At 62.7% G+C, this 20,706-nt stretch carries 14 protein-coding genes and 1 pseudogene; 9 read left to right on the forward strand and 6 right to left on the reverse strand.

What is annotated here, in order from left to right; all coding sequences use genetic code 11:
* The 7 genes and pseudogenes from AC5IJH_RS14445 to AC5IJH_RS14475 form a co-directional block, all read left to right on the forward strand.
* A pseudogene (locus AC5IJH_RS14445) lies at positions 1-200 on the forward strand (glycosyltransferase); the annotation flags it as partial.
* A gap of 171 nt (positions 201-371) precedes the next feature.
* Positions 372-860 (forward strand): DUF4126 family protein, encoded by a 489-nt coding sequence (locus AC5IJH_RS14450; RefSeq protein ID WP_491903532.1) that lies wholly within the window; start codon positions 372-374, stop codon positions 858-860.
* Positions 860-2,251 carry a mercuric reductase gene (locus AC5IJH_RS14455; protein WP_491903533.1) on the forward strand — a complete coding sequence of 464 codons (1,392 nt, stop codon included), beginning with the start codon at positions 860-862 and terminating at the stop codon, positions 2,249-2,251. Before AC5IJH_RS14450 ends, AC5IJH_RS14455 begins: the two co-directional genes overlap by 1 nt.
* Before the next feature lie 23 nt (positions 2,252-2,274).
* Positions 2,275-4,410 carry a maltotransferase domain-containing protein gene (locus AC5IJH_RS14460; protein ID WP_491903534.1) on the forward strand — a complete coding sequence of 712 codons (2,136 nt, stop codon included), beginning with the start codon at positions 2,275-2,277 and terminating at the stop codon, positions 4,408-4,410.
* Positions 4,411-4,466: 56 nt separating this feature from the next.
* Positions 4,467-7,793 (forward strand): maltose alpha-D-glucosyltransferase, encoded by a 3,327-nt coding sequence (gene treS, locus AC5IJH_RS14465; RefSeq protein WP_491903535.1) that lies wholly within the window; start codon positions 4,467-4,469, stop codon positions 7,791-7,793.
* A 38-nt stretch (positions 7,794-7,831) separates the two neighbouring features.
* Positions 7,832-9,067, forward strand: a complete 1,236-nt coding sequence (locus AC5IJH_RS14470; protein WP_491903536.1) for a hypothetical protein — start codon at positions 7,832-7,834, stop codon at positions 9,065-9,067.
* A gap of 44 nt (positions 9,068-9,111) precedes the next feature.
* Positions 9,112-9,822: a mechanosensitive ion channel family protein gene (locus AC5IJH_RS14475; protein ID WP_491903537.1), complete on the forward strand. Its 711-nt coding sequence runs from the start codon at positions 9,112-9,114 to the stop codon at positions 9,820-9,822.
* A 14-nt stretch (positions 9,823-9,836) separates the two neighbouring features.
* On the opposite strand, the gene AC5IJH_RS14480 is transcribed toward AC5IJH_RS14475, so the two are convergent.
* On the reverse strand, positions 9,837-10,823 hold the full coding sequence (locus AC5IJH_RS14480; protein WP_491903538.1) for an aldo/keto reductase: 987 nt from the start codon (positions 10,821-10,823) through the stop codon (positions 9,837-9,839).
* Between the two features lie 122 nt (positions 10,824-10,945).
* Here AC5IJH_RS14480 and fdhF point away from each other — a divergent pair, with 122 nt between their 5' ends.
* Together fdhF and AC5IJH_RS14490 are read left to right on the forward strand one after the other, a co-directional pair.
* Positions 10,946-14,014: a formate dehydrogenase subunit alpha gene (fdhF, locus tag AC5IJH_RS14485; RefSeq protein ID WP_491903539.1), complete on the forward strand. Its 3,069-nt coding sequence runs from the start codon at positions 10,946-10,948 to the stop codon at positions 14,012-14,014.
* A 16-nt stretch (positions 14,015-14,030) separates the two neighbouring features.
* A complete protein-coding gene (locus AC5IJH_RS14490; protein ID WP_491903540.1) occupies positions 14,031-14,498 on the forward strand; it encodes a helical membrane plugin domain-containing protein in 468 nt (155 codons plus the stop codon).
* A gap of 9 nt (positions 14,499-14,507) precedes the next feature.
* Here AC5IJH_RS14490 and AC5IJH_RS14495 read toward each other — a convergent pair whose 3' ends face one another.
* The 5 genes from AC5IJH_RS14495 to cyaY all read right to left on the reverse strand — a co-directional run bounded on the left by AC5IJH_RS14495 (position 14,508) and on the right by cyaY (position 20,671).
* Entirely contained in the window at positions 14,508-16,262 is a 1,755-nt protein-coding gene (locus AC5IJH_RS14495) for an acyl-CoA mutase large subunit family protein (RefSeq protein ID WP_491903541.1), read from the reverse strand.
* A gap of 117 nt (positions 16,263-16,379) precedes the next feature.
* Entirely contained in the window at positions 16,380-17,048 is a 669-nt protein-coding gene (locus AC5IJH_RS14500; protein ID WP_491903542.1) for a hypothetical protein, read from the reverse strand.
* A complete protein-coding gene (locus tag AC5IJH_RS14505) occupies positions 17,045-19,447 on the reverse strand; it encodes a zinc-dependent metalloprotease (protein ID WP_491903543.1) in 2,403 nt (800 codons plus the stop codon). The genes AC5IJH_RS14500 and AC5IJH_RS14505 overlap by 4 nt, the downstream gene beginning before the upstream one ends.
* A gap of 94 nt (positions 19,448-19,541) precedes the next feature.
* Complete coding sequence (locus tag AC5IJH_RS14510; protein WP_491903544.1) at positions 19,542-20,324, reverse strand: glycosyltransferase family 2 protein; 783 nt, start codon at positions 20,322-20,324, stop codon at positions 19,542-19,544.
* An 11-nt stretch (positions 20,325-20,335) separates the two neighbouring features.
* Positions 20,336-20,671, reverse strand: coding sequence for an iron donor protein CyaY (gene cyaY, locus AC5IJH_RS14515; RefSeq protein WP_491903545.1), 336 nt, complete (start codon positions 20,669-20,671; stop codon positions 20,336-20,338).
* Positions 20,672-20,706 lie beyond the last annotated feature (35 nt).

Here is a 20,706-nt window from a genome sequence, read left to right on the forward strand (position 1 = left end):
ATGTGATGGATCAGCATGGACCCCTTTTCGTTGTCGCCGGTGTGCTCATACTCGCGGGCATTCAGATGCTCGCGATCGGTCTCCTTGGCGAGTTGCAGGTGCGCCACTACCATACGTCGCAGCAGCGCGCGCCCTACACCATCGACCGCCTGGTGCGGCTGCGGTCGCCTGAAGAGCCCAGCATTCTTCGCGAAGGCTAAGTTCGTTCTGCGGCTATCACAGACGCGGCTATCAAAGAGAGGACACCTCCAGGGTGTCCTCTCTTGCTTTCTGGTGAAATCAACGTCGGCGAGTGGCGGGCAGCCCGGTTCATGACGCATTCTAGGGGCGGGTTCTGATTCACAGATCCCGGACACGAGGAACGCCGCACGATGTCGCCCTCCATTCTTTATGTGCTCTGTATCCTGATCGGCGGAGCGACAGGCCTGCGCTCGATGACAGGCATTGCCGTGGTCACGCTTGCCGCTCAGCGTGGCTGGCCCAATCTGCACTGGCTGCACCTGCACGGCACCGGGCTGCAATTCCTGGAGCACCCGGTCTCGATGGTGGTCTTCGTGCTCTTTGCGCTTGGCGAGTTGATCGCGGACAAGCTGCCGATCATTCCGGCGCGCATCCAGGCCGGTCCGCTGGTCAGCCGCTTTGTGTTCGCTGGGCTATGCGGTAGTGCGCTGGCCGTTGTTGCAAGTACGCCCTGGATCTTGCCTGCATTGCTCGCCGGGATTGCCGCCGTGGTGGCTGCGTACGCAGGCTACTGGCTGCGCCGCACGATCACAATGCGCGGCGTCAAAGATCTGCCGATTGCCTTGCTTGAGGATGCGACCGCTATTCTGCTCGCGCTCTTTGCGGTCTCGCGCTTCTGATGAGCGGCGCAACAAACGATCGGTACGATGTGCTGATCATCGGCTCCGGGCAGGCGGGCAATCCGCTGGCATCGGCCTTTGTCGGCGCAGGTCGACGCACGGCGCTGATTGAACGCGCGCTTGTTGCGGGCACCTGCATCAATTACGGCTGCACGCCAACGAAGACTATGGTGGCAAGCGCACAACGTGCATACCAGGCGCGCCATGCGGCCGAGGTGGGCATTGAGACCGGTCCTGTGCGGGTGGACATGGCCGCGATCCGGGCACGCAAGCGGCGCATCGTCGACGATTTCCGGAACTCGAGCGAGAAACGCTTCGCCAGCGGACAGCCAGAACTGATTCGCGGGGAGGCCAGCTTTCTCGGGCCGCACGAGTTGCAGGTACGGCTCAACGGCGGCGGTGAGCGCCACCTCAGCGCAGAGATGATCGTGATCGACACAGGCTCGAGCCCGACCGTGCCCCGCATCCAGGGACTCGAGAGCGTGCCCTGGCTCGACAACGTCAGCCTCATGGAACTGGACGCCGTCCCCGAGCACCTACTCATTCTGGGCGGCGGGTATGAAGCCGTCGAGTTTGGGCAGATGTTCCGTCGCTTCGGCAGCGCCGTGACGCTCATCGAGCGCGGCCCGCATCTGCTGGGCCGTGAGGATCCGGATGTGTCGTCTGCCGTGGAGCAAATCCTGCGTGACGAAGGGATCGTGATTGAGACCGGAGCGCCGGCCACCAGCGTAACGCAACAGGGTGAGACGATCGAACTGACGCTCGCCAATGGGCGCAAGCAGAGCGGCTCCCACCTGGTGCTCTGCGTGGGCCGCACGCCGAACACGAAGGCGCTGAACCTGCCGGCTGCCGGCATCGAAACCGACCCGGGCAGTGCGATCCGGGTCGATGACCAGCTGCGCACGAACGTCCCTGGTGTCTACGCCGTCGGCGATGTGAACGGCGGACCAGCGTTCACGCACATTGCGTATGACGATTACCGCATCCTGCGGGACCACCTGATCGATGGGAAGGGAACGCGCCGAACCACGGATCGGCCGGCGGTCTACGTGGTATACAGTGACCCGCAACTGGGGCGCGTCGGCATGACCGAGGCCGAGGCGCAGCGCTCCGGCCGCGCAATTCGCGTGGCGCGGATGCGTGTCTCTTCAATTGCTCGCGCGATCGAGACCGGCGACACGCGCGGCATCCTGAAGGCGATTGTGGATCGCGAGACGCAGCAGATTCTGGGTGCGGCCGTGCTTGCGCCAGAGGGTGGCGAGATCGTGAGCATGCTCGAGGTCGCCATGCTGGGCGGCATTCCGTACACCGTGCTCGAGAACGCCGTCTTCGCGCATCCCGCCTACGCCGAGGTACTGAATACGCTCTGGGGCCACTTCGATGAGCCGTGACAGGTGAACGCCCACAGCGAATCGTGCATCCTTCCGAACGTGGGCTGCACATTCAACTGGCCGCGCCCGGTGGCGCGCATTTCTGGGAGACGATGACGAGCGACATGCCGACGCAACCCACCGCGAAGAAGACGCCAGCACAGAAGCGCGCACCTGCAAAGCAGGCAGCAAAGGCTGCACCCGCCACCGCCCGAGAGCGCGACGCGCGAGTCGACGCTTCACCCAAGCCGGAGAATGGCCGCCGTCGCGTCGTCGTCGAAGGTGTGCTGCCGCAGATTGATGGTGGCCGGTTCGCGATCAAGCGTGTCATCGGTGATCAGCTGCGGATCGAGGCAGACGTCTTCGGCGATGGTCACGATCTCGTGCGCGCTCACCTCCTCTATCGTCACAGCACGGAAAGCGATTGGCACCGGGTCGAGATGACGGCACTTGGCAACGATCGGTGGGCTGCCAGCTTCCTGGTGGATCGGCTCGGCTTCTACGAGTACACGGTGGCCGGCGAGGTAGATCACTTCCTCACCTGGCGCACCGAGTTGAAGAAGCGCGAGGACGCCGGGCAGGATCTCGATCTGCCACTGAAGACGGGTGCGCTCCTGATCGAAGTATTCGCCACCCGCGCCGCGAAGCAGGACGCAACCCGCCTGCGCGATTTCGCCACGAAGGTTCGCGAGGGTTCGCTCGAGACGGCCTATGATGAGTCGCTGCTCGCGCTCGACCGCCAGTATCCCGAGCTCGACCTCCAGACCCGGTATGAACGCGTGCTGCGCGTGTGGGTGGATAGGGAACGCGCACGCTACTCCTCCTGGTACGAATTGTTTCCGCGCTCGTGGGGCAAGCCGGGGGAACATGGCACGCTGCGCGATGTGATCGCGAACCTCGACTACGTCGCGGATATGGGCTTCGATGTGCTGTATCTACCGCCCATTCATCCCATCGGCCGCAGCTTCCGCAAGGGGAAGAACAACACGACCGAGGCCAAGGACGGCGACGTGGGCAGCCCCTGGGCTATCGGTGCTGACGAGGGCGGACATCTCGACATCCTGCCGGAGCTGGGCACGCTTGCCGATCTCGAAGCGCTGATCAAGGCTCTCGACGGCCGCAGCATGGAGCTCGCAATGGATATCGCCTTCCAGTGCGCGCCCGACCACCCATGGGTGAAAGAGCATCCCGAGTGGTTCAAACATCGCGCTGATGGCTCTATCCAGTACGCCGAGAACCCCCCGAAGAAGTACCAGGACATCTATCCCCTCGACTTCGAATCGAGCGACTGGCAGGGGCTGTGGGACGGCCTCAAGGAAGTGTTCCTCTACTGGGCCGACAAGGGCGTCCGCATCTTCCGGGTCGACAACCCGCACACAAAGGCGTTTCCCTTCTGGGAGTGGGTGATCGGCGAAGTGCATGCCGCCTATCCGGATGCGATCTTCCTCGCAGAAGCATTCACCCGCCCGCGTGTGATGGAGCGGCTCGCGAAGCTGGGATACACGCAGAGCTACACCTACTTCACCTGGCGCAACACCAAGGCAGAGCTGACTGAATACATGACGCAGCTCACGAAGACCGATGTGTTCGAGTACATGCGGCCGAACTTCTGGCCGAACACGCCAGACATTCTGCCCTTTGGCCTGCAGACGGGCGGGCGCGATGCCTTCAAGAGCCGCCTGGTCCTGGCGGCAACGCTCTCCTCCAATTACGGTATCTACGGGCCGGCGTTCGAGCTTGGTGAGAACACTCGCTTCAAAGAGGGCAGCGAAGAATATCTAGAGAGCGAAAAGTACGAGATCAAGCAGTGGGACATCGAATCTCCGCAATCCCTGCGACCGCTGATCCGCACCTTGAACGAGGCGCGTCGCGCGCACCCAGCACTGCAGCGCAATGAACATCTCGTCTTTCACCCGGCCGACAATCCGTTAATCATCGCCTATTCAAAGGCGCTGGCCGACGGTTCGGATGTGGTGCTGACGATCGTCAATCTCGATCCATTCCATGTGCAGACCAGCTTTGTGCACCTCGATCTTGCTGCGCTCGGCCTGACGGCGGGGGTTGCTTACCAGGTCACCGACCTGCTCTCGGGCGCCTCCTACTCCTGGCAGGGCGTTCACAATTATGTTGAACTGCGACCGTCGGCGATTCCAGCGCACGTCTTCGCAATCCGCAGATAACTGCATCGAACAAAACTGCCCGCCGGACCTTAGCGAGGGCAGGGAAGAAGGGGCTTTTGAAACAAACCGGCAGCACGAGCGATCCGCAGTGGTTCAAGGACGCCGTCATCTATGAACTACACGTGCGCGCCTTCTTCGATAGCAACAATGATGGCATCGGGGACTTTCCTGGCCTCATGCAGAAGCTGGACTACGTGCAGGACCTGGGCGTTACGTGCCTATGGCTGCTGCCATTTTTCCCGTCGCCGCTGCGCGACGATGGCTACGACATCGCGGACTACAAGAACGTCAATCCCAGCTACGGCACTCTTGAAGATTTTCAGAGCTTCCTCAATGCTGCGCACGATCGCAATATCCAGGTCATGGTGGAGCTGGTGGTCAATCACACCTCCGACCAGCATCCGTGGTTTGAGCGTGCGCGTCGCGCGCCGCGTGGATCGGCCGAGCGGAACTTCTATGTGTGGAGCGATACAGACGAGCTCTACAAAGATGCGCGCATCATCTTCACCGACACGGAAAAGTCCAACTGGACCTGGGACCCGGTCGCCGAGCAGTACTACTGGCATCGCTTTTTCTCGCATCAGCCTGACCTGAACTACGACAATCCGCATGTCCTGGAAGAGGTGCTGGATGTCATGCGCTTCTGGCTCGACATGGGTGTCGATGGGCTGCGCGTCGACGCAATTCCATACCTCGTGGAACGCGATGGCACCAGCTGCGAAAACCTGCCCGAAACGCATGAGGTGATGAAGAAAATCCGCGCTGCCATCGACGAGGGCTACGAGGGCCGGCTCATTCTGGCCGAGGCCAACCAGTGGCCGGCCGATGTGCGCCCCTACTTCGGCGACGGCGACGAGTGCCACATGGCCTTTCACTTTCCGCTGATGCCGCGCATGTACATGGCGCTGCGCCAGGAAGACGCCCTGCCGATCACCGAGATCATGGCGCAGACGCCGGACATTCCGGAGACCTGCCAGTGGGGGCTCTTCCTCCGCAATCACGATGAGCTCACGCTCGAAATGGTCAGCGACGAAGAGCGGGACTACATGTACTTCGCGTATAGCGCCGATCCGCGCATGCGCATCAACATCGGCATTCGTCGCCGCCTTGCGCCGCTGGTCGACAACAATCGCCGGCGCATCGAGCTGCTGAACAGCCTGCTCTTCTCTTTCCCGGGAACGCCGATCCTCTATTACGGCGACGAGATCGGGATGGGAGACAACATCTACCTTGGCGATCGCAACGGCGTGCGCACGCCGATGCAGTGGACCGCGGATCGCAATGCAGGCTTCAGCCGCGCCGTTCCTGCAAAGCTCTACTCTCCCGTGGTCATGGATCCGGTGTGGGGCTACGAGGCGATCAATGTGGAGGCGCAGCAGAGTGACCCGTCCAGCCTGCTGAGCTGGATGCGCAACATGATCGCGCTGCGCAAGCTGTTCCGCGTATTCGGTCGCGGCACATTGAAGTTTCTCCATCCCGCAAACCGCAAGGTGCTGGCTTATGTGCGAGAGTCCGGCGACGAGCGCGTGCTTTGCGTGGCCAATCTGTCACGCTTTCCGCAGCCTGCACAGCTTGATTTGTCTGAATATGCTGGGCTGATCCCGGTCGAGATGCTGGGCTACGTGGAGTTCCCAAAAATCGATCGCAGCCCCTATGCGATCACGCTGAACCAGTATGGCTTTCTCTGGCTCGAGTTGCAGGGGCAACTTGCTCCGGACGAGCCCGAGCAGATGCAGAATGGCTCGCTCACGGTCCAGCATGCGACCGATTGGGCCACTGTGCTGAGCGGCACCGGGCTCGAGCGGCTGGAGCAGGAGTGGCTTCCGGCGTTCCTGCCGAAGCAGCGCTGGTTCGGTGGCAAGTCCCGGCAGATTGCCACGACAGCGGTTGCAGACTGGGGCCTGCTCGGTTGCCTGGCCCTGGCGCTCATTGAGGTGACGTACGCCGGCGGCGATCGCGAAACGTACTTCGTTCCGCTCTCGATCAGTCTCGGTACAGCAGGTGAAGCGATCGCGCGGAACGCGGCTGTGGCGGTGCTTTCCACATTGCAGACGCCGGACGGACCGGGCACGCTGCACGACGCATTATTCGACCGGGAAGCCGGTCCCGAACTACTAACGTTGCTTGGCAGTGCGGGCCAGATCCGGATGCAGCGCGGCACGCTGCGCGGCCTGCCTAGCGCGCGCTTCGCCGATCTGCGCGGTGCAGAGCCGATCGAAGCGCGGCGTGGTTCGGCGGAGCAGAGCAACACTTCGCTGATCTTCGGCAGCCGTCTTATCCTCAAAGTCTTCCGCCGCATGCAGGCGGGTCCCAATCCGGACATCGAGATTGGCCGCTACTTGACCGAGCACACCGGCTTCCGCGCGATCGCTCCTTTCGGAGGTGCGCTCGAATACGTGCCCGACGGAGATGCTGCCACGGCGGCGACCGGCTCGGCCCTCGGTCTGCTGCAGGGTCTGATAGCGAATGAGGGCGATGGCTGGGAGTGGTCGCTTGAGGAACTCCAACGCTACTTTGAAGAGGTTGCCGTTACACCGTTTCCTGCAGAGCACCAGCTTCCCACTCAGGTCTCACTGACTGAACTCAGTGACCAGCCTGATTCGGAATGGACGCGCGAGCGCATCGGACCATATCTCGAAGCGGCTGCACTGCTGGGCCGGAGGACGGCCGAGATGCATCTCGCACTGGGACAGCCAACGAGCGATCTTGCGTTTGCGCCGGAGCCAATGACGCAGTCCGATCTCGACCAACTACGGCTGGACCTGCAGGAGCACGCCAGTGCCGCGTTCGATGCTCTGCGGCAGAGTCTGTCGCGTCTGCCGTCGGATGTGGAAGAGATGAGCGGACTGGTGTTAAGCCGTCGCCGGCGCGTGCATGATCGGCTGGGCAGTGTCGCTACGCTCGCCTCGGCCGGGCTGCGGACACGTGTCCACGGTGACTACCATCTTGGACAGGTGCTGCGCACGCGCGGCGACTTCGTCCTGCTCGACTTCGAAGGAGAGCCGGCGCGACCGCTTACCGAACGACGCTTAAAGCAGTCTCCGATGAAGGATGTCGCCGGCATGCTGCGCTCCTTCAGCTACGCGGCTTATACCGGGCTAATGCGCGTCCTGACGCGGCATCCCGGGGATGCCGAGCGGCTCGAACCGTGGGCGCGTCTATGGGAGTCTGCTGCGAGCGTGTCGTTTCTGCGCGCATACCGGCTCACGGTGCGGGCTGCGGATACGACGCCCCTGGTGCCCGTGAGCGCAGAGAACTTTGAATCATTGCTCGAGATTTACATGCTCGATAAGGCGCTGTACGAACTGGTGTATGAGTTGAACAATCGGGCGGCATGGGTGCGCATCCCGCTGACCGGGATACTCGCGCTGCCGCTGCTGTGAGCATCGCCACCGGGGAAGGCAACGCAGGAAGCAGGCCTATGGCAAAGCTGGAGGTCGAACAGGCGAGGGGCGGCGCAGTGGTGGAAAGCCCGCCCGCCCCCGCCTTTGTAGTGGGACTGCCCGGGCTGGTCGATGTGCAGCAGGTGCGCACCATCGCTACCCAGTGGAGCGGGACCGGACAGCGCGTTGCGGTGATCTATCCGGCGATGCCTGGTGTCCGGGACGCGCACGAGTCGGTCGATCAGGCGAGCTATGTGCAGCTCATCGCGCGCGACATCCCGCCCAGCGCCCTGGGATCCACGCCCTGGCTCGGGGCGCCCGCGGTCTACGGCGCGCTGCTGGCGGAGGCAGAGACACTGCGCGCGCAGGCAGCGGTGATCCTGGGCCCGGACCTCGCCGCGTTCACACCCGCCGCAGTCGATGCGCTCGTCTATCCTATCCGGTCTGGCCAGTGCGATTTGGCACTGCCCATGTATCGCGCGGGCCGCTTCGAGGGCCTGTTGAATCAGGCGATCCTCGCACCGATCACACGCGCTCTCTACGGTCGCCGCGTCCATTACCCGCTTGCTCAGGACTTCGCTGTGTCTGCCGCATTCGCGCCGGAGCTGCGTGCTGGTACGACCGCAGCTGCCGCCAGCCAGGGCCTGCTCTGGCCATCGGTGCAGGCTGTGCTGCGCGATCGCAAGATCTGTCAGGTGCACCTGCCAGTGCGGCACGAATCCGTCGTTACGGGTGTGGATCTGAGCACCATCCTGCAGCAGGTAATCGCGCCCCTGTTCGTGGATATCGAGCGGCATGCCAGTGTGTGGCAGCGCATTCGCGGATCGTCTGCGACGCTTGAGACGGGCACGGATTCAGTGATTGCGGGCGACACGCAGGCGGAGAATGCGCCGGACCCCAATCCGATGATCGAGGCTTTCCAGAACGGACAGCGTAATCTGCACGAGCTCTGGTCCCTTGTGTTGCCTCCGGTGGCTCTGCTGGAACTGAAACGGCTCAGCCGTCAGCCGCGCGAGAGCTTCCGCATGCCGGATGACGTGTGGGCGCGCATCGTGTACGACTTTGCGCTGGCGTTCCGGTTACGCGTGCTGAGTCGAGGTCACCTGCTCGGTGCCATGGCCCCGCTTTACTTGGGATGGGTGGGTTCGCGCGTGCTCGAATTGCAAAGCGCTGTGACCGTGAGCACACGTCAGGAACAGCTCGAGCGCGCCTTCGAGCAGAACAAGCCATACCTGGTGCAGCGCTGGCGCTGGCCGGACCGCTTCAATCCATAGCAGCCGCACGACGCGACGAGAAGGGAACGGCACGGAGGCCGCCTATGTGGAATCAAGTTGGCTCAACGCTCAGCAACTCTATGGCGCAGGCACTCGGACGGTTTGCTGCGCTGCTGCCGGGCATTCTCGCGTTCCTGCTTGCAGTCGTGCTGTTCTCATTGTTGGGCTGGGGGCTGGCCTGGCTGGTGCGACGCATCCTGCTCGCGACGCGGTTTGACCAGCGCCTCGGACGCGGCACGGAAGCGGTGACCGAGTGGTCGCCGAGCCAGACGCCATCGAGTCTGGTCGCACAACTGGTCTTTTGGACCTTCGTCGTGATCGGCGTCGCCGTCGGTGCGGACGCCTTCGGCGCATCGTCGAACTCGCGCATTGCGGAGGGGCTGCTCGCTTATCTTCCCAAGCTGATCGGTGCTGCCGTCATCCTGCTGGTCGGCACGATCGTTGCGCGCTTCCTGTCACGTGGTGTGCTCATCAGCTCTGTCAACATGAACCTGCAGTATGCCCGCTTTCTCAGTCTCGGCGTGAAGTGGCTGGTGTTGGTCCTGACCGCCGCGATGGCGCTGGATCACCTGCGCATTGGTACCGCGATCGTGGATCTGGCCTTCGGCATTCTCTTTGGCGGCATTGTGTTGTCGCTTGCGTTGTCCGTTGGGCTCGGGTCGCGCGATCTGGTCAGCCGTTCTCTGGAGCGTGAGACGACGCGTGCCGCAGTGCCCCCCGCCCCGGTCCACGAAGAAGAGCTGCGGCACTTCTAGTTCCGCTGCTAAGCCTAGCTGTGACCCAGCACCGGATGCGGCTCGTAGGGCTCTGCGAGCGAACGAAGTTCTTCCGGCGTCAGCTCCACGTCGAGCGCGTGAATCGCATCGTCGAGATGCGAGAGCTTGCTCGCACCAATGATCGGTGCGCTCACGCCCGGTTGGGCCAGCACCCACGCAAGCGCCACCTGCGCACTGTTCACGCCGCGCCGCTCCGCAATCTGCGAGACACGGTCGACCACGGTGTAATCGGAATCGCGATAGTAGAGGCCGTGCGCATAATCATCCGTACGGGCGCGCACCGTCTCGCTCTTGCCGTCGCCGCGCTTGCGGCTGCCGGTCAGGAAGCCACGCGCCAGTGGACTCCAGGGGATCAGCCCGACCTTCTCCGCACGGCAGAGCGGAATCATCTCGCGCTCCTCCTCGCGATACACCAGGTTGTAGTGATTCTGCATGGTGACGAAGCGTGCCAGGCCGTTCTGGCGGGAGAACTCGAGCATCTTCAAAAACTGCCACGCGTACATCGACGACGCGCCAATGTACAGCGCCTTGCCCGCGCGCACCACCGCATCGAGCGCCTCCATCGTCTCCTCGATCGGTGTCTCCGGGTCGAAGCGATGGATCTGGTACAGGTCGACGTAGTCCGTGCCCAGCCGCCGCAGGCTGGCGTCGATCGAATGCATGATGTGTTTGCGTGACAGCCCGCGATCGTTCGGGTCGTCGCTCATCTTGTTGAACACCTTGGTAGCGATTACCAGCTTCTCGCGGCCTGGGCCAAAGGTGCGCAGCGCCTTGCCGGTGGTCTCCTCACTGCGGCCCACCGAATACATGTCGGCTGTGTCGAAGAAATTGATGCCTGCCTCGATCGCATGACGGAAGAACGGCATCGACTCTTCTTCCTCGAGCACCCACTCGCGCCACTGTTTGGAGCCATACGTCATCGCGCCCAGACAGATGCGTGACACTTTTGTTCCCGTCGAACCGAGGTTCACATATTTCATCTTCAACTCCTCCCTGTTGGATTCATCGTATGGTCGACTGATTCGTTGACGTGCAAGAATGGCCGGTCGGTACAAACGAATCAACCAGCCGTTCTGTCGACCTTTCCTGGAGTGTGACCCTGATGCAGCGTGCAACGAATGAGGAACACCTCGGCACCGGAACTGAGCCCGGGGAGTACCACTTTGTCTCCATCGCCAGGCCAGTCGGGCTGCACCCGGTGGAGATCACGATTGACGGCGCTCCCTTCCGTGCCGAGCAGGGCGAGTGGCTGGTGGACAGCATCACGCGCTCCGGGCGGGAAGTGCCGCACGTCTGCTACCACCCGCAGATGGGACCGATCCAAACTTGCGACACCTGCATGATCGAGGTGGATGGAAAACTGGTGCGTGCGTGTGCGACAAGGGCCGCTGCCGGACAGACCGTGGCGACCGAGAGCGCGCGCGCCACGGCTGCCCAGAAGGAGGCGTTTGACGTCATCCTGGGCAACCACATGCTCTACTGCACAGTCTGCGACAACAACAATGGCAATTGCGAGGTGCACAATACCACCGCGCTGCTGAAGGTGGAGCATCAGGAGCATCCGTACAAACCAAAGCCATACGACTGCGACTTCACAAATCCCTTCTACCGCTACGACCCGGATCAGTGCATTCTGTGTGGCCGCTGCGTGGAGGCCTGCCAGGATGTGCAGGTAAACGAGACGATCTCGATCGACTGGGAGCTGCCGATTCCCCGCGTGGTGTGGGATGGCGGGCACCCCATCGGCGGGTCAAGCTGCGTGAGTTGCGGACATTGCATCACCGTGTGTCCGTGCAACGCGCTCATGGAAAAGTCCATGCTCGGCGAGGCCGGCTATCTCACGAAGTGGCCGAAGAAGGCCATCGACAAGATGATCGACCTGGTGAAAGATGTCGAGCCGGAGATGGGATATGGACCCATCCTGCAGGTTTCGGAGACCGAAGCTGCAATGCGGCTTGCAGATCGCGTCAAGAAGACAAAGACCGTCTGCACCTACTGTGGGGTCGGGTGCAGCTTCGAGATCTGGACTAAGGATCGCCACATCCTCAAGGTGGAGCCGACGCATGGGCCGGCGAACGGCATCTCGACCTGCGTGAAGGGCAAGTTCGGTTGGGACTACGTCAATCACCCTGACCGGCTGCGTCGCCCGCTCATTCGTCAAGGCAATGACTTTCGCGAAGCGAGCTGGGAGGAAGCGCTCGCCCTGGTTGCGCGCAAGCTCGGCGAGTACAAGCAGACCTACGGGCCGGACTCGATCGGTGTGATCGCCTCCTCGAAGTGCACCAACGAGGACAGCTTCCTGATGCAGAAGTTCGCCCGCGCTGTGATCGGCACGAACAACACGGACAACTGCTCCCGGTATTGCCAGTCACCAGCCACCATGGGGCTGTGGCGCACGGTTGGCTATGGCGGCGACTCCGGATCGATTGCCGATATCGAAAAGGCCGACCTCGTCATCATCATCGGCAGCAACACGGCTGAGTCGCACCCCGTGCTTGCCACGCGTGTGAAGCGTGCGCACAAGCTGCGCGGCCAGCGCCTGATTGTCAGCGACCTGCGCGAGCACGAGATGGCACGTCGCGCGGACATCTTCATCTGCCCCGAGCCCAGCACCGACATCATCTGGCTCTCCGCGGTAAGCAAGTACCTGCTCGACAACGGCCTCGCCCAAACAGAATTTCTGCACACCTGGGTCAACGGACTCGACAAGTACCGCGAGAGCCTTGCGCCGTTCACAATGGAGTTCGCTGAAAAGCGCTGCGGCATTCCGAAGGAGCGGCTGATTGAGATCGCGCACGAGATCGCGCGATCAAAGGGCACCTGCATCCTCTGGGCCATGGGCATCACGCAGCACTGCTCGGGATCGGATAACTCGACGGCTATCTCGAACCTGCTGCTGGTCAGCGGCAACTACATGCGGCCAGGCACCGGCGCGTATCCGCTGCGCGGACACAACAACGTGCAGGGCGCGAGCGACATGGGCGCGATGCCGCAGTTCCTAGTCGGCTACGACAAGTTGGCGGATGACGAGGCCCGTGCTCGCTACGAGAAGATCTGGGGCGTAGCGCTTCACGCGGAAAAGGGCCTCGACAACCACGAGATGGTCGATGCGGTGTACGACGGCAAGCTGAAGGCGGTCTATCTGGCGGGCGAAGACATGATTAGCGCCGATGCGGACGCAAACCGCGTTGCTGGCGCGTTTGAGAAGCTCGACTTCTTCGTCGTCCAGGACATCTTCTTCACAGAAACGTGTCGCTATGCCGACGTTGTTCTTCCCGCCGCGCCCGCACTGGAGAAGGACGGAACCTTCACCAATACGGAGCGCCGCATCCAGCGGCTCTATGAGGTCTTCGAACCGCTCGGCGAGAGCATGGCGGACTGGCGCATCACGATGGAATTGGCCAACCGTATGGGCGCAGGTTGGACTTACAAGCATCCGGCCGACATCATGGCCGAGGTCGCGTCGCTCTCTCCGCTATTTGCTGGCGTCACTTACGATCGACTCGCTGGGTTCAGCACGTTGCAGTGGCCGGTAGCCGTCGACGGTTCGGATCAGCCGCTGCTCTACACGAAGAACTTCCACTTCGATGACGGCAAGGCCCGCCTCTATCCGCTGGAGTGGATGGAGCCCTCCGATCAGCAGGATGAGCAGTATGACATCCACCTCAACAACGGCCGCCTGCTCGAGCACTTCCACGAAGGCAACATGACACTGCGTGTCCCCGGGATTCACGAGGAAACGCCGCATCGTTTCCTCGAGGTCTCGCCCGAACTCGCCAAGGAACGTGGCATCCAGAACGGCACATGGATCGACGTGATCTCGCGCACCGGCAAGGTTCGCGTGCAGGCCTTGATCACCGATCGCGTGCACGGCAAGCAGGTCTATCTCCCGCTCACTTCGTCAGAGGGCCCGGTCAACGTCCTCACTGGCAGTGAGGTCGACAAGGACGTGCACACGCCGGCCTACAAGGAGGCGTCCGTCAAGCTCGAGGTTCTGCCGTACCACGGCGACAATCCGCTGAAGCCGCTGAATTTCCGCTACTCCGGTAAGCCCACGCCGCAGCATGGTGTAGAGGTGGAGCGCAAGTGGAAGCGCTCCGATTACCGCATGCCGGGACAGCCGCCGTCCCTGGTTCAGATCCACACGAGCGGAAACGCAGCCAAGCACTGACGAAGAGGAGACTGAGATGGCGAAGGCTGTTGGATACCGTGTTTACACTCCGGCGGACGCGCGGGAAGACTTGAAGCGCAAGATCGATGACGCATCCGCAGATCATGCAAAGGCGGTGCTTGCTGCGTATGACCTGTTGGAGCAGGCGCACCGCAGCGGCACACTGGAGTTGCTGCGCGGCCTGATCGCTGCACAGGATGCGGTCATCAATCACGTGGCGGACGTCATCAGCCAGCCGGTGATGGTGAATGCGCTGCGTAACCTGCTGGTCGTGGGCAAGCTCCTCGGCAGCATCAATCCTGACCTGCTCGAAGCAGCCATCAATGGCAGCGAAGAGCAGGGGCGTCGCGGCGCTCCATCCGTATTTTCACTATTGGGGCAAGTCAGCAGCGGCGACGCTCGCCGTGGGCTGAATGTCGCAATGGGCCTGCTCAGTGCTCTCGGTGCGGCAGCTTCGAGCACGCCAGATCGCCGCGCCACTTAACAGTCTGCGCTACGCGATGCTGACCTCGGTGTAGGTGCCCATGACATCGCGAAGCGCCGCGCAGATCTCGCCAACGGTCGCATAGGCGCGCACGCAGTCCAGGATCAGCGGCATCGTGTTGGCGCTCGACAGCGACCCGCGCGTGGCTGTCGGCTCCTGCATCGCTGCTTTGCGAAGTGCATCCAGCGTGCGGTCAACCTCCGCGTGCGAGCGCCGTGCGCGCAACTCACGCAATTTCTGCGTCTGCTGGATACGTGCCTCCTCGCCGATGTAGAGGATCTCCTGAGGCGTCTCGTCGATCGCGTACTCATTCACCCCGACGATGACCTTCTCTTTCGTTTCCACCGCGCGCTGGTAGACGTAGCTGGCCTCGGCAATCTCCTTCTGCGGAAACCCAAACTCGATGGCCTTCACCATGCCGCCCATCGCATCCAGCTTGCCGAAGTACTCGAACGTGCCGTCCTCCATGTTGCGCGTCAGCCGCTCGACGAAATACGACCCGCCCAGCGGGTCAACCGTGTTCGCTACTCCGGACTCATAGGCCAGAATCTGTTGCGTGCGCAGCGCGATGCGGGCGGCGTCTTCCGTGGGAAGCGCAAGCGCCTCATCGAAGCCGTCCGTGTGCAGCGACTGTGTGCCACCCAGTACGGCGGCGAGCGCCTGAAGGGCGACACGGGCGATGTTGTTTTTCGGTTGCTGCGCGGTCAGCGAAACTCCCGCAGTTTGCGTGTGAAACCGCATCCATGTGGAGCGCGGGCTCTTCGCCCCAAAGCGCTCCGTCATGGTGCGATACCAGACGCCACGCGCCGCGCGGAACTTCGCGATCTCCTCGAAGAAATCGTTGTGTGAGTTGAAGAAAAACGAAAGCCGCGGCGCGAAATCATCGATGGCCAGTCCTCGGCGCAGCGCCCATTCCACATACTCCACGCCGTCATACAGCGTGAATGCAAGCTCCTGCAGCGCTGTGGAGCCGGCCTCGCGAATGTGATATCCGGAGATCGAGATCGGGTTGAACCGGGGTGTGAACAGCGAGGCAAATTCGAAGGTATCGATGACCAGCCGCATCGAAGGCGCGGGTGGGTAGATGTACTCCTTCTGCGCGATGTACTCCTTCAGAATGTCGTTCTGCAGCGTGCCGGAGATCTTCTTCCAGTCCGCACCCTGCTTCTCAGCCACCGCCAGGTACATGGCCCAAAGCACGGATGCGGGCGAGTTGATCGTCATCGAGACGGTGACTTTTTCCAGATCGATGCCGGAGAACAGGATCTCCATATCTTCGAGCGAGTCGATCGCGACACCGCACTTGCCGACTTCGCCCTCGCTCTCTGGCGCGTCTGAGTCGTAGCCCATCAGCGTCGGCAGATCGAACGCGACGGAGAGGCCATCGCCACCCTGCGCCAGCAGATATTTGTAACGCTGGTTGGTCTCTTCTGCGGTTGCGAAACCGGAGAACTGCCGCATGGTCCAGAGCTTGCCGCGGTATCCAGTGGGATGAATCCCCCGCGTATACGGCGCTTGCCCGGGCAGCGGAAGAGAGAAGTTCGCCGGCAGATCGGCTTCGGTGTACAGCCGGTCGATGGGCATGCCGGAGATGGTGGTGAACCGGGCAGTCCCGTCGGCGTCTACGTTAATGCCGGTGCGCGCTCCGATGGGCCGCTCAGGCGTCTTGGCGAGTGCCGGTTCCAGTACCGACTCGTTCCAGGCGTGCTCAGCAGCCGAGACGGGACGCTCTTTCGATGGAACAGCAGTTGCCTGATCAGACATGCACCACTCCTCGTTCGCAGAATGACGCTGGCGGCCCGGGATCTGATCTCGCCGGCGCCGCACCTTCCGCAAAACCCACAAGCCTAGAAGATGCCGGCTATCCCGGGCAAGCTGCCGTCACAGGATGCTGACCGCGCGTGCGGCGAGCAGGACCACGGTTGCCAGCGAGATGCTGGCTTGCACCATCATCAGGAGTTTCGCCCATCGTGAAAGGACAGGCACGTCGCTGGGAGAGAAGGCAGTGCTGGTATTGAACGCGAGGAACAGGTAGTCCACGAATCCGGGACGCCACCCCCGCACCGGCGACTCCGGATCGCCCGGATCCATGGTCATCTGAGGAAAGAGGAACGCGCCCTCGCTGTGGAACGCGCGCCGGTCCCGTGCGTTCGGGCCGCCCGCGTCCAGCCGCCAGTACCAGGATGCGAAGACCAGGACATTGCCCAGCCAGAGAACGGTGGTCGAAAGGAGCAACTGCGTCGGACCCAACGTGTGCCGGGGAAGGGTGTAGATCAGCAGCGTGAGCGACCAGATCGTATCCGCGGTAACGACACAGATGGTTGCGAGTCCCAGCCAGTGGTTGAGCGCTGGCTTTTGCATGCGCCGCGCCAGCAGGGTAGGGATAATCAGTGCCGTGATCAGCACCAGCGGCACCCAGCCAGGGCTGCCCGCCAAAGAGCGCGGCAGCGCAAGGCGCAGGCCCGCGATGGCGAACAATGCGATCACCGCGGGCCACCGTGCCTCCGGTTCCGGTGCGGGAATCGTCGACTCGACCAAAGGTTCGCTCACCGGAGCACGTCCTCGTCATCGTCATCGCCGATCGGCATCCCCGGCGGAGCCTGGGCGGGCGGTGCTGGCGTGAATTTCTCCGGCTCGCGCTCGAAGCTGCTGATCCGCGCAGCGGCTGCTTCCCGCATGGCCGCATCGGCGGTGCTGGTTGTGGCCGCATGCTGAAGCCAGGTGCGCAACTCGAGCGCTTTCTGCCGCGCAACGGCGCGTGCCTCCGCCGAGGCCGCCGGGTTTGCCGCCAGCCCGAGCAGATGCTCGAGCATTGTTGCTTCGACGGCATGCTGCGTTGCAGATCTGGCCGCATCCGCACGCGGCCTCTTCCACGTTGCAGTGACAGTGGCATCGATCATGTCGCCCAGCCCGGGCTGCGCCGTGTTGCTGGCATGCTGCTGGACCAGCCGCGTTGCCCGCGCCGGATTGAACAGGAGTGTAAGCGTCAGGTCGGCTGCGCTTGCAGCCGCATCGACAGGATCAAATGTGAGCCCAGTGCGTGCAGGAAACGACTCACGCGTGCGTGGATATCCGGGAGCCCGCGGCGGCAGCACTTTGAGCAGGGATGAGGGCAGAGTTAGGGTCTCGGGCGAGAGCGTCGCCAGCACCGCGGTGAGCGCGCGACGTTGGTCGGCTGCGCTGACCGGATCAGAAATGCGCTGCCCGTCGCCACGTAACGCGTATCGATAATCGACACCACCGATAGATTTGGCTGCAGCCTCCGTCTGATAGCGATGCAGCAGGTAGAGCGGCACCAGCGTGTCTTCGAGTTCCGACACCGGTTGGCCCTGCGGGATTGCTGCTTCGCCAAAGCGCGCGAGCGCTGCCTTGCGCAGCGTAAGAACGCGATCCAGCTCCGCTACGGGATCGACCCCGTTGTCCCACAGATGCGCGAACGGATGCGCACTCCCCAGCGGCCGCGCGTCTTCGTCGGTAATGAAATAGAGCCCCCGCTTTTGTGCGTTCGCGAGTACGGCGTCCAGCGCTGCGTGTTCGTCTGTGCCAGGCGCAAACTGCGTGTAGCCGTAGGTGATCGCGGCTTTGTCCCAGGCACCTATACCGACTGAGTAGGCATGCGACAGATCGGGCCGCCCATCCGCGCCCAGTTCAACCATCGGGTGCGGGTAGTCCATCACGGATGTGCCCTGCGCAATCGCGGAGGCTGCGAAATTGTGCGCCAGTCCCAGCGTGTGGCCCACCTCGTGTGCGGCGAGTTGACGAAGGCGCGCGAGCACCATTTGCTCGATCGCCCCGGGCGGCGTTTTGCCATCGTAGGGTGCCAGCAGTGCTTCCGCGATGAGATAGTCCTGCCGCGCACGCAAGGAGCCAAGCGTCACCTGTCCTTTGATGATCTCGCCGGTGCGCGGATCGGTGACGCCTTCACCATAGGACCAGCCACGAGTCGAGCGATGCACCCACTGGATGATGTTGTAGCGGGCATCCATCGGGTCTGCGCCCTCCGGCAGCAGCTCCACGCGGAAAGCATTGCGGTAGCCGGCTGCTTCGAAGGCCTGGTTCCACCAACGTGCACCCTCAAGCAGGGCGGTGCGGATTGGCTCCGGTGCGCCGCGATCTACGTAGTAGACAATCGGCTCGACAGGCTCACTGATCGCTGCGTTCGGATCCTTCTTGATCAGCCGGTGACGCGTGATCAGTCGGACATCGATTGGTTGCCCCAGCGCGGCGGAGTAGTCGCGATACATGGTCGGGAAGTAGCCCGCACGCGGATCAAACGCACGCGGCTGGTACCCGGGGCCGGGCAGTTCCACAAATGAGAGCTGCTGCCGCAGCGTGACCGCATGCGCATCCGGTGTCACAGTCGAGACGAACGACTCCGGTACGGGCCTGTCCGTAGTGAAGGTGAGCATCGCCGGAATCTCGGTATTGCGGGGGAAATCTTTCAGCTCATCCGGTACGAGCGCGCTGCGTTGCTCGTCGAATTTGTAACTGCCCTGCTTTACATCGTTGATCTGTTCGGCGAGGTGCAGATTATCCGCCATGCAGAACTCGGTCGCATCCACCAGCACAGCGTCTTTGTCCTCAGCTTCAATACGGAAGGCCGCCAGTACCGACTCGGCAAACGACTGGCGAACCGCGAGCCGCGCGTCTGGATTGGCGGCAGAGGAGCGATAGTCCAGGTTCGGCTCGATCATCAGCAGCTTCGGACCGGAGCGCGCAAAGTGCACGACATGGTGCGCAATGAGCTTGCCGCGATCGAGTCCGATGTCGTTCGACCCCAGTCCGTAGGGCAGAGATCCGATCAGCAGGAAGTCGGTGTCCAGTTTGCGAATCGTGAGGTAAAGCTTGCCCGCGTGCCCGTCATAGTCGATCGGGAAAAGGCCGTCTAGATGACGCATGCCTGCGGTGCGCTCAGCGATGCTCTTCGCGGGCGCCTCTGCGGCGCGCACCCCAGGAGTTGAGAGAAGGGAAGTGAGGCAGAGAGCCAGGGCAGCGGTTCGCACGCGGAGCATGGCCTTCACCATACAGCACACGCGTTCGAGCTCAGTGCCCGGTCTGCGCCTGCTCCCAGGCCTTGGCGTACTTCCAGCTCACGTAACAGGAGTGGTACAGGTGCAGCAGCAGACCCTCGCGTCCATCAAGAAAGCCGAGCCGGAATCCGTAGTTGTAGAGAAACGTCGCGAGCGGATTCAGCAGCACGCCATCGACGAAGCCGAACCAGCTCCCTCCAGTGCGTCCGCGGCTGACAGCAATCTCGGCGCCGAGCGTGCTGTAGCGCTCCACGTGTTCGAGATACGAAGTCAACGATGGATAGGCGTGATGCACCAGGTCGCCTTCGAGCTTTGCCACTGGGCAGTTGGTGGAGAGCGTCTCGTGCACCGGTGTCTCGCGGAAACGTGCCATGCCCCTGCGAAACAGGCGCAGCTTGCGATCCGGATAGTAGCCGCCATGACGCATCCAGCGGCTGAGGAAGTAGTTTTGCCGGGCGATCGCATATACAGTGTCGGACGGCGGTGCCGCGAGCACGCGCTGTATCGATGCGGTCAGCTCCTGGCTCACTATCTCGTCCGCGTCCAGCGACAGAACCCACTCGCTGCTGCATAAGTCGAGCGCCCGGTTCTTCTGTGCTGCGAAACCGCGCCATCGTTCGCAGACAAACCGCGCTCGGTGAGCCGCAGCGATGGCAGCTGTTCCGTCCGTGGAGCCCGAGTCGAGCACCACGCGCTCGTCTGCCCAGGCAACGCTGGCCAGCGTGCGGTCGAGGTTCGCTTCCTCGTTCAGCGTGATGATGGCAACGGATAGCGTGGCGCGGCGGGTGGGATCCATCCACGTGGATCTTACGTCAGCGAGATCTCCGGATCGCCGAGGTGCTCCTGGATGGTTCGCTCCACCACCTTCGAGAGCGTCTCGCCGGTCTTTGGCAGCACGAAGGCGGCCGCCTGGTCCGACCAATCCAGCTTGAAGGACGTCGAGAGTGCGGAGATCCAGATCTGTCGCACGGGTGTGTTCGGAGTCACCACGAACTTCGCCGGCGGCTCGTCAAACACGATGTTGAGCACGCCATTCTGCTCCTCGGCTTCAAACTCGCTCTGCTCCTCGGCGCGGATCAGGCTGCGCTTCAGACTTTCAAGAGCGGCATCGGCATGGCGGCGGAACGTGGCTTCGTCGAGCATGGCTCAAGTGTAGCGTGCGGGGAGGGCCGAGGCAG

This window comes from Candidatus Dedyshia acidiphila (assembly GCF_051025295.1).
Classification (GTDB): Bacteria; Acidobacteriota; Terriglobia; order Terriglobales; family Acidobacteriaceae; genus KBS-83.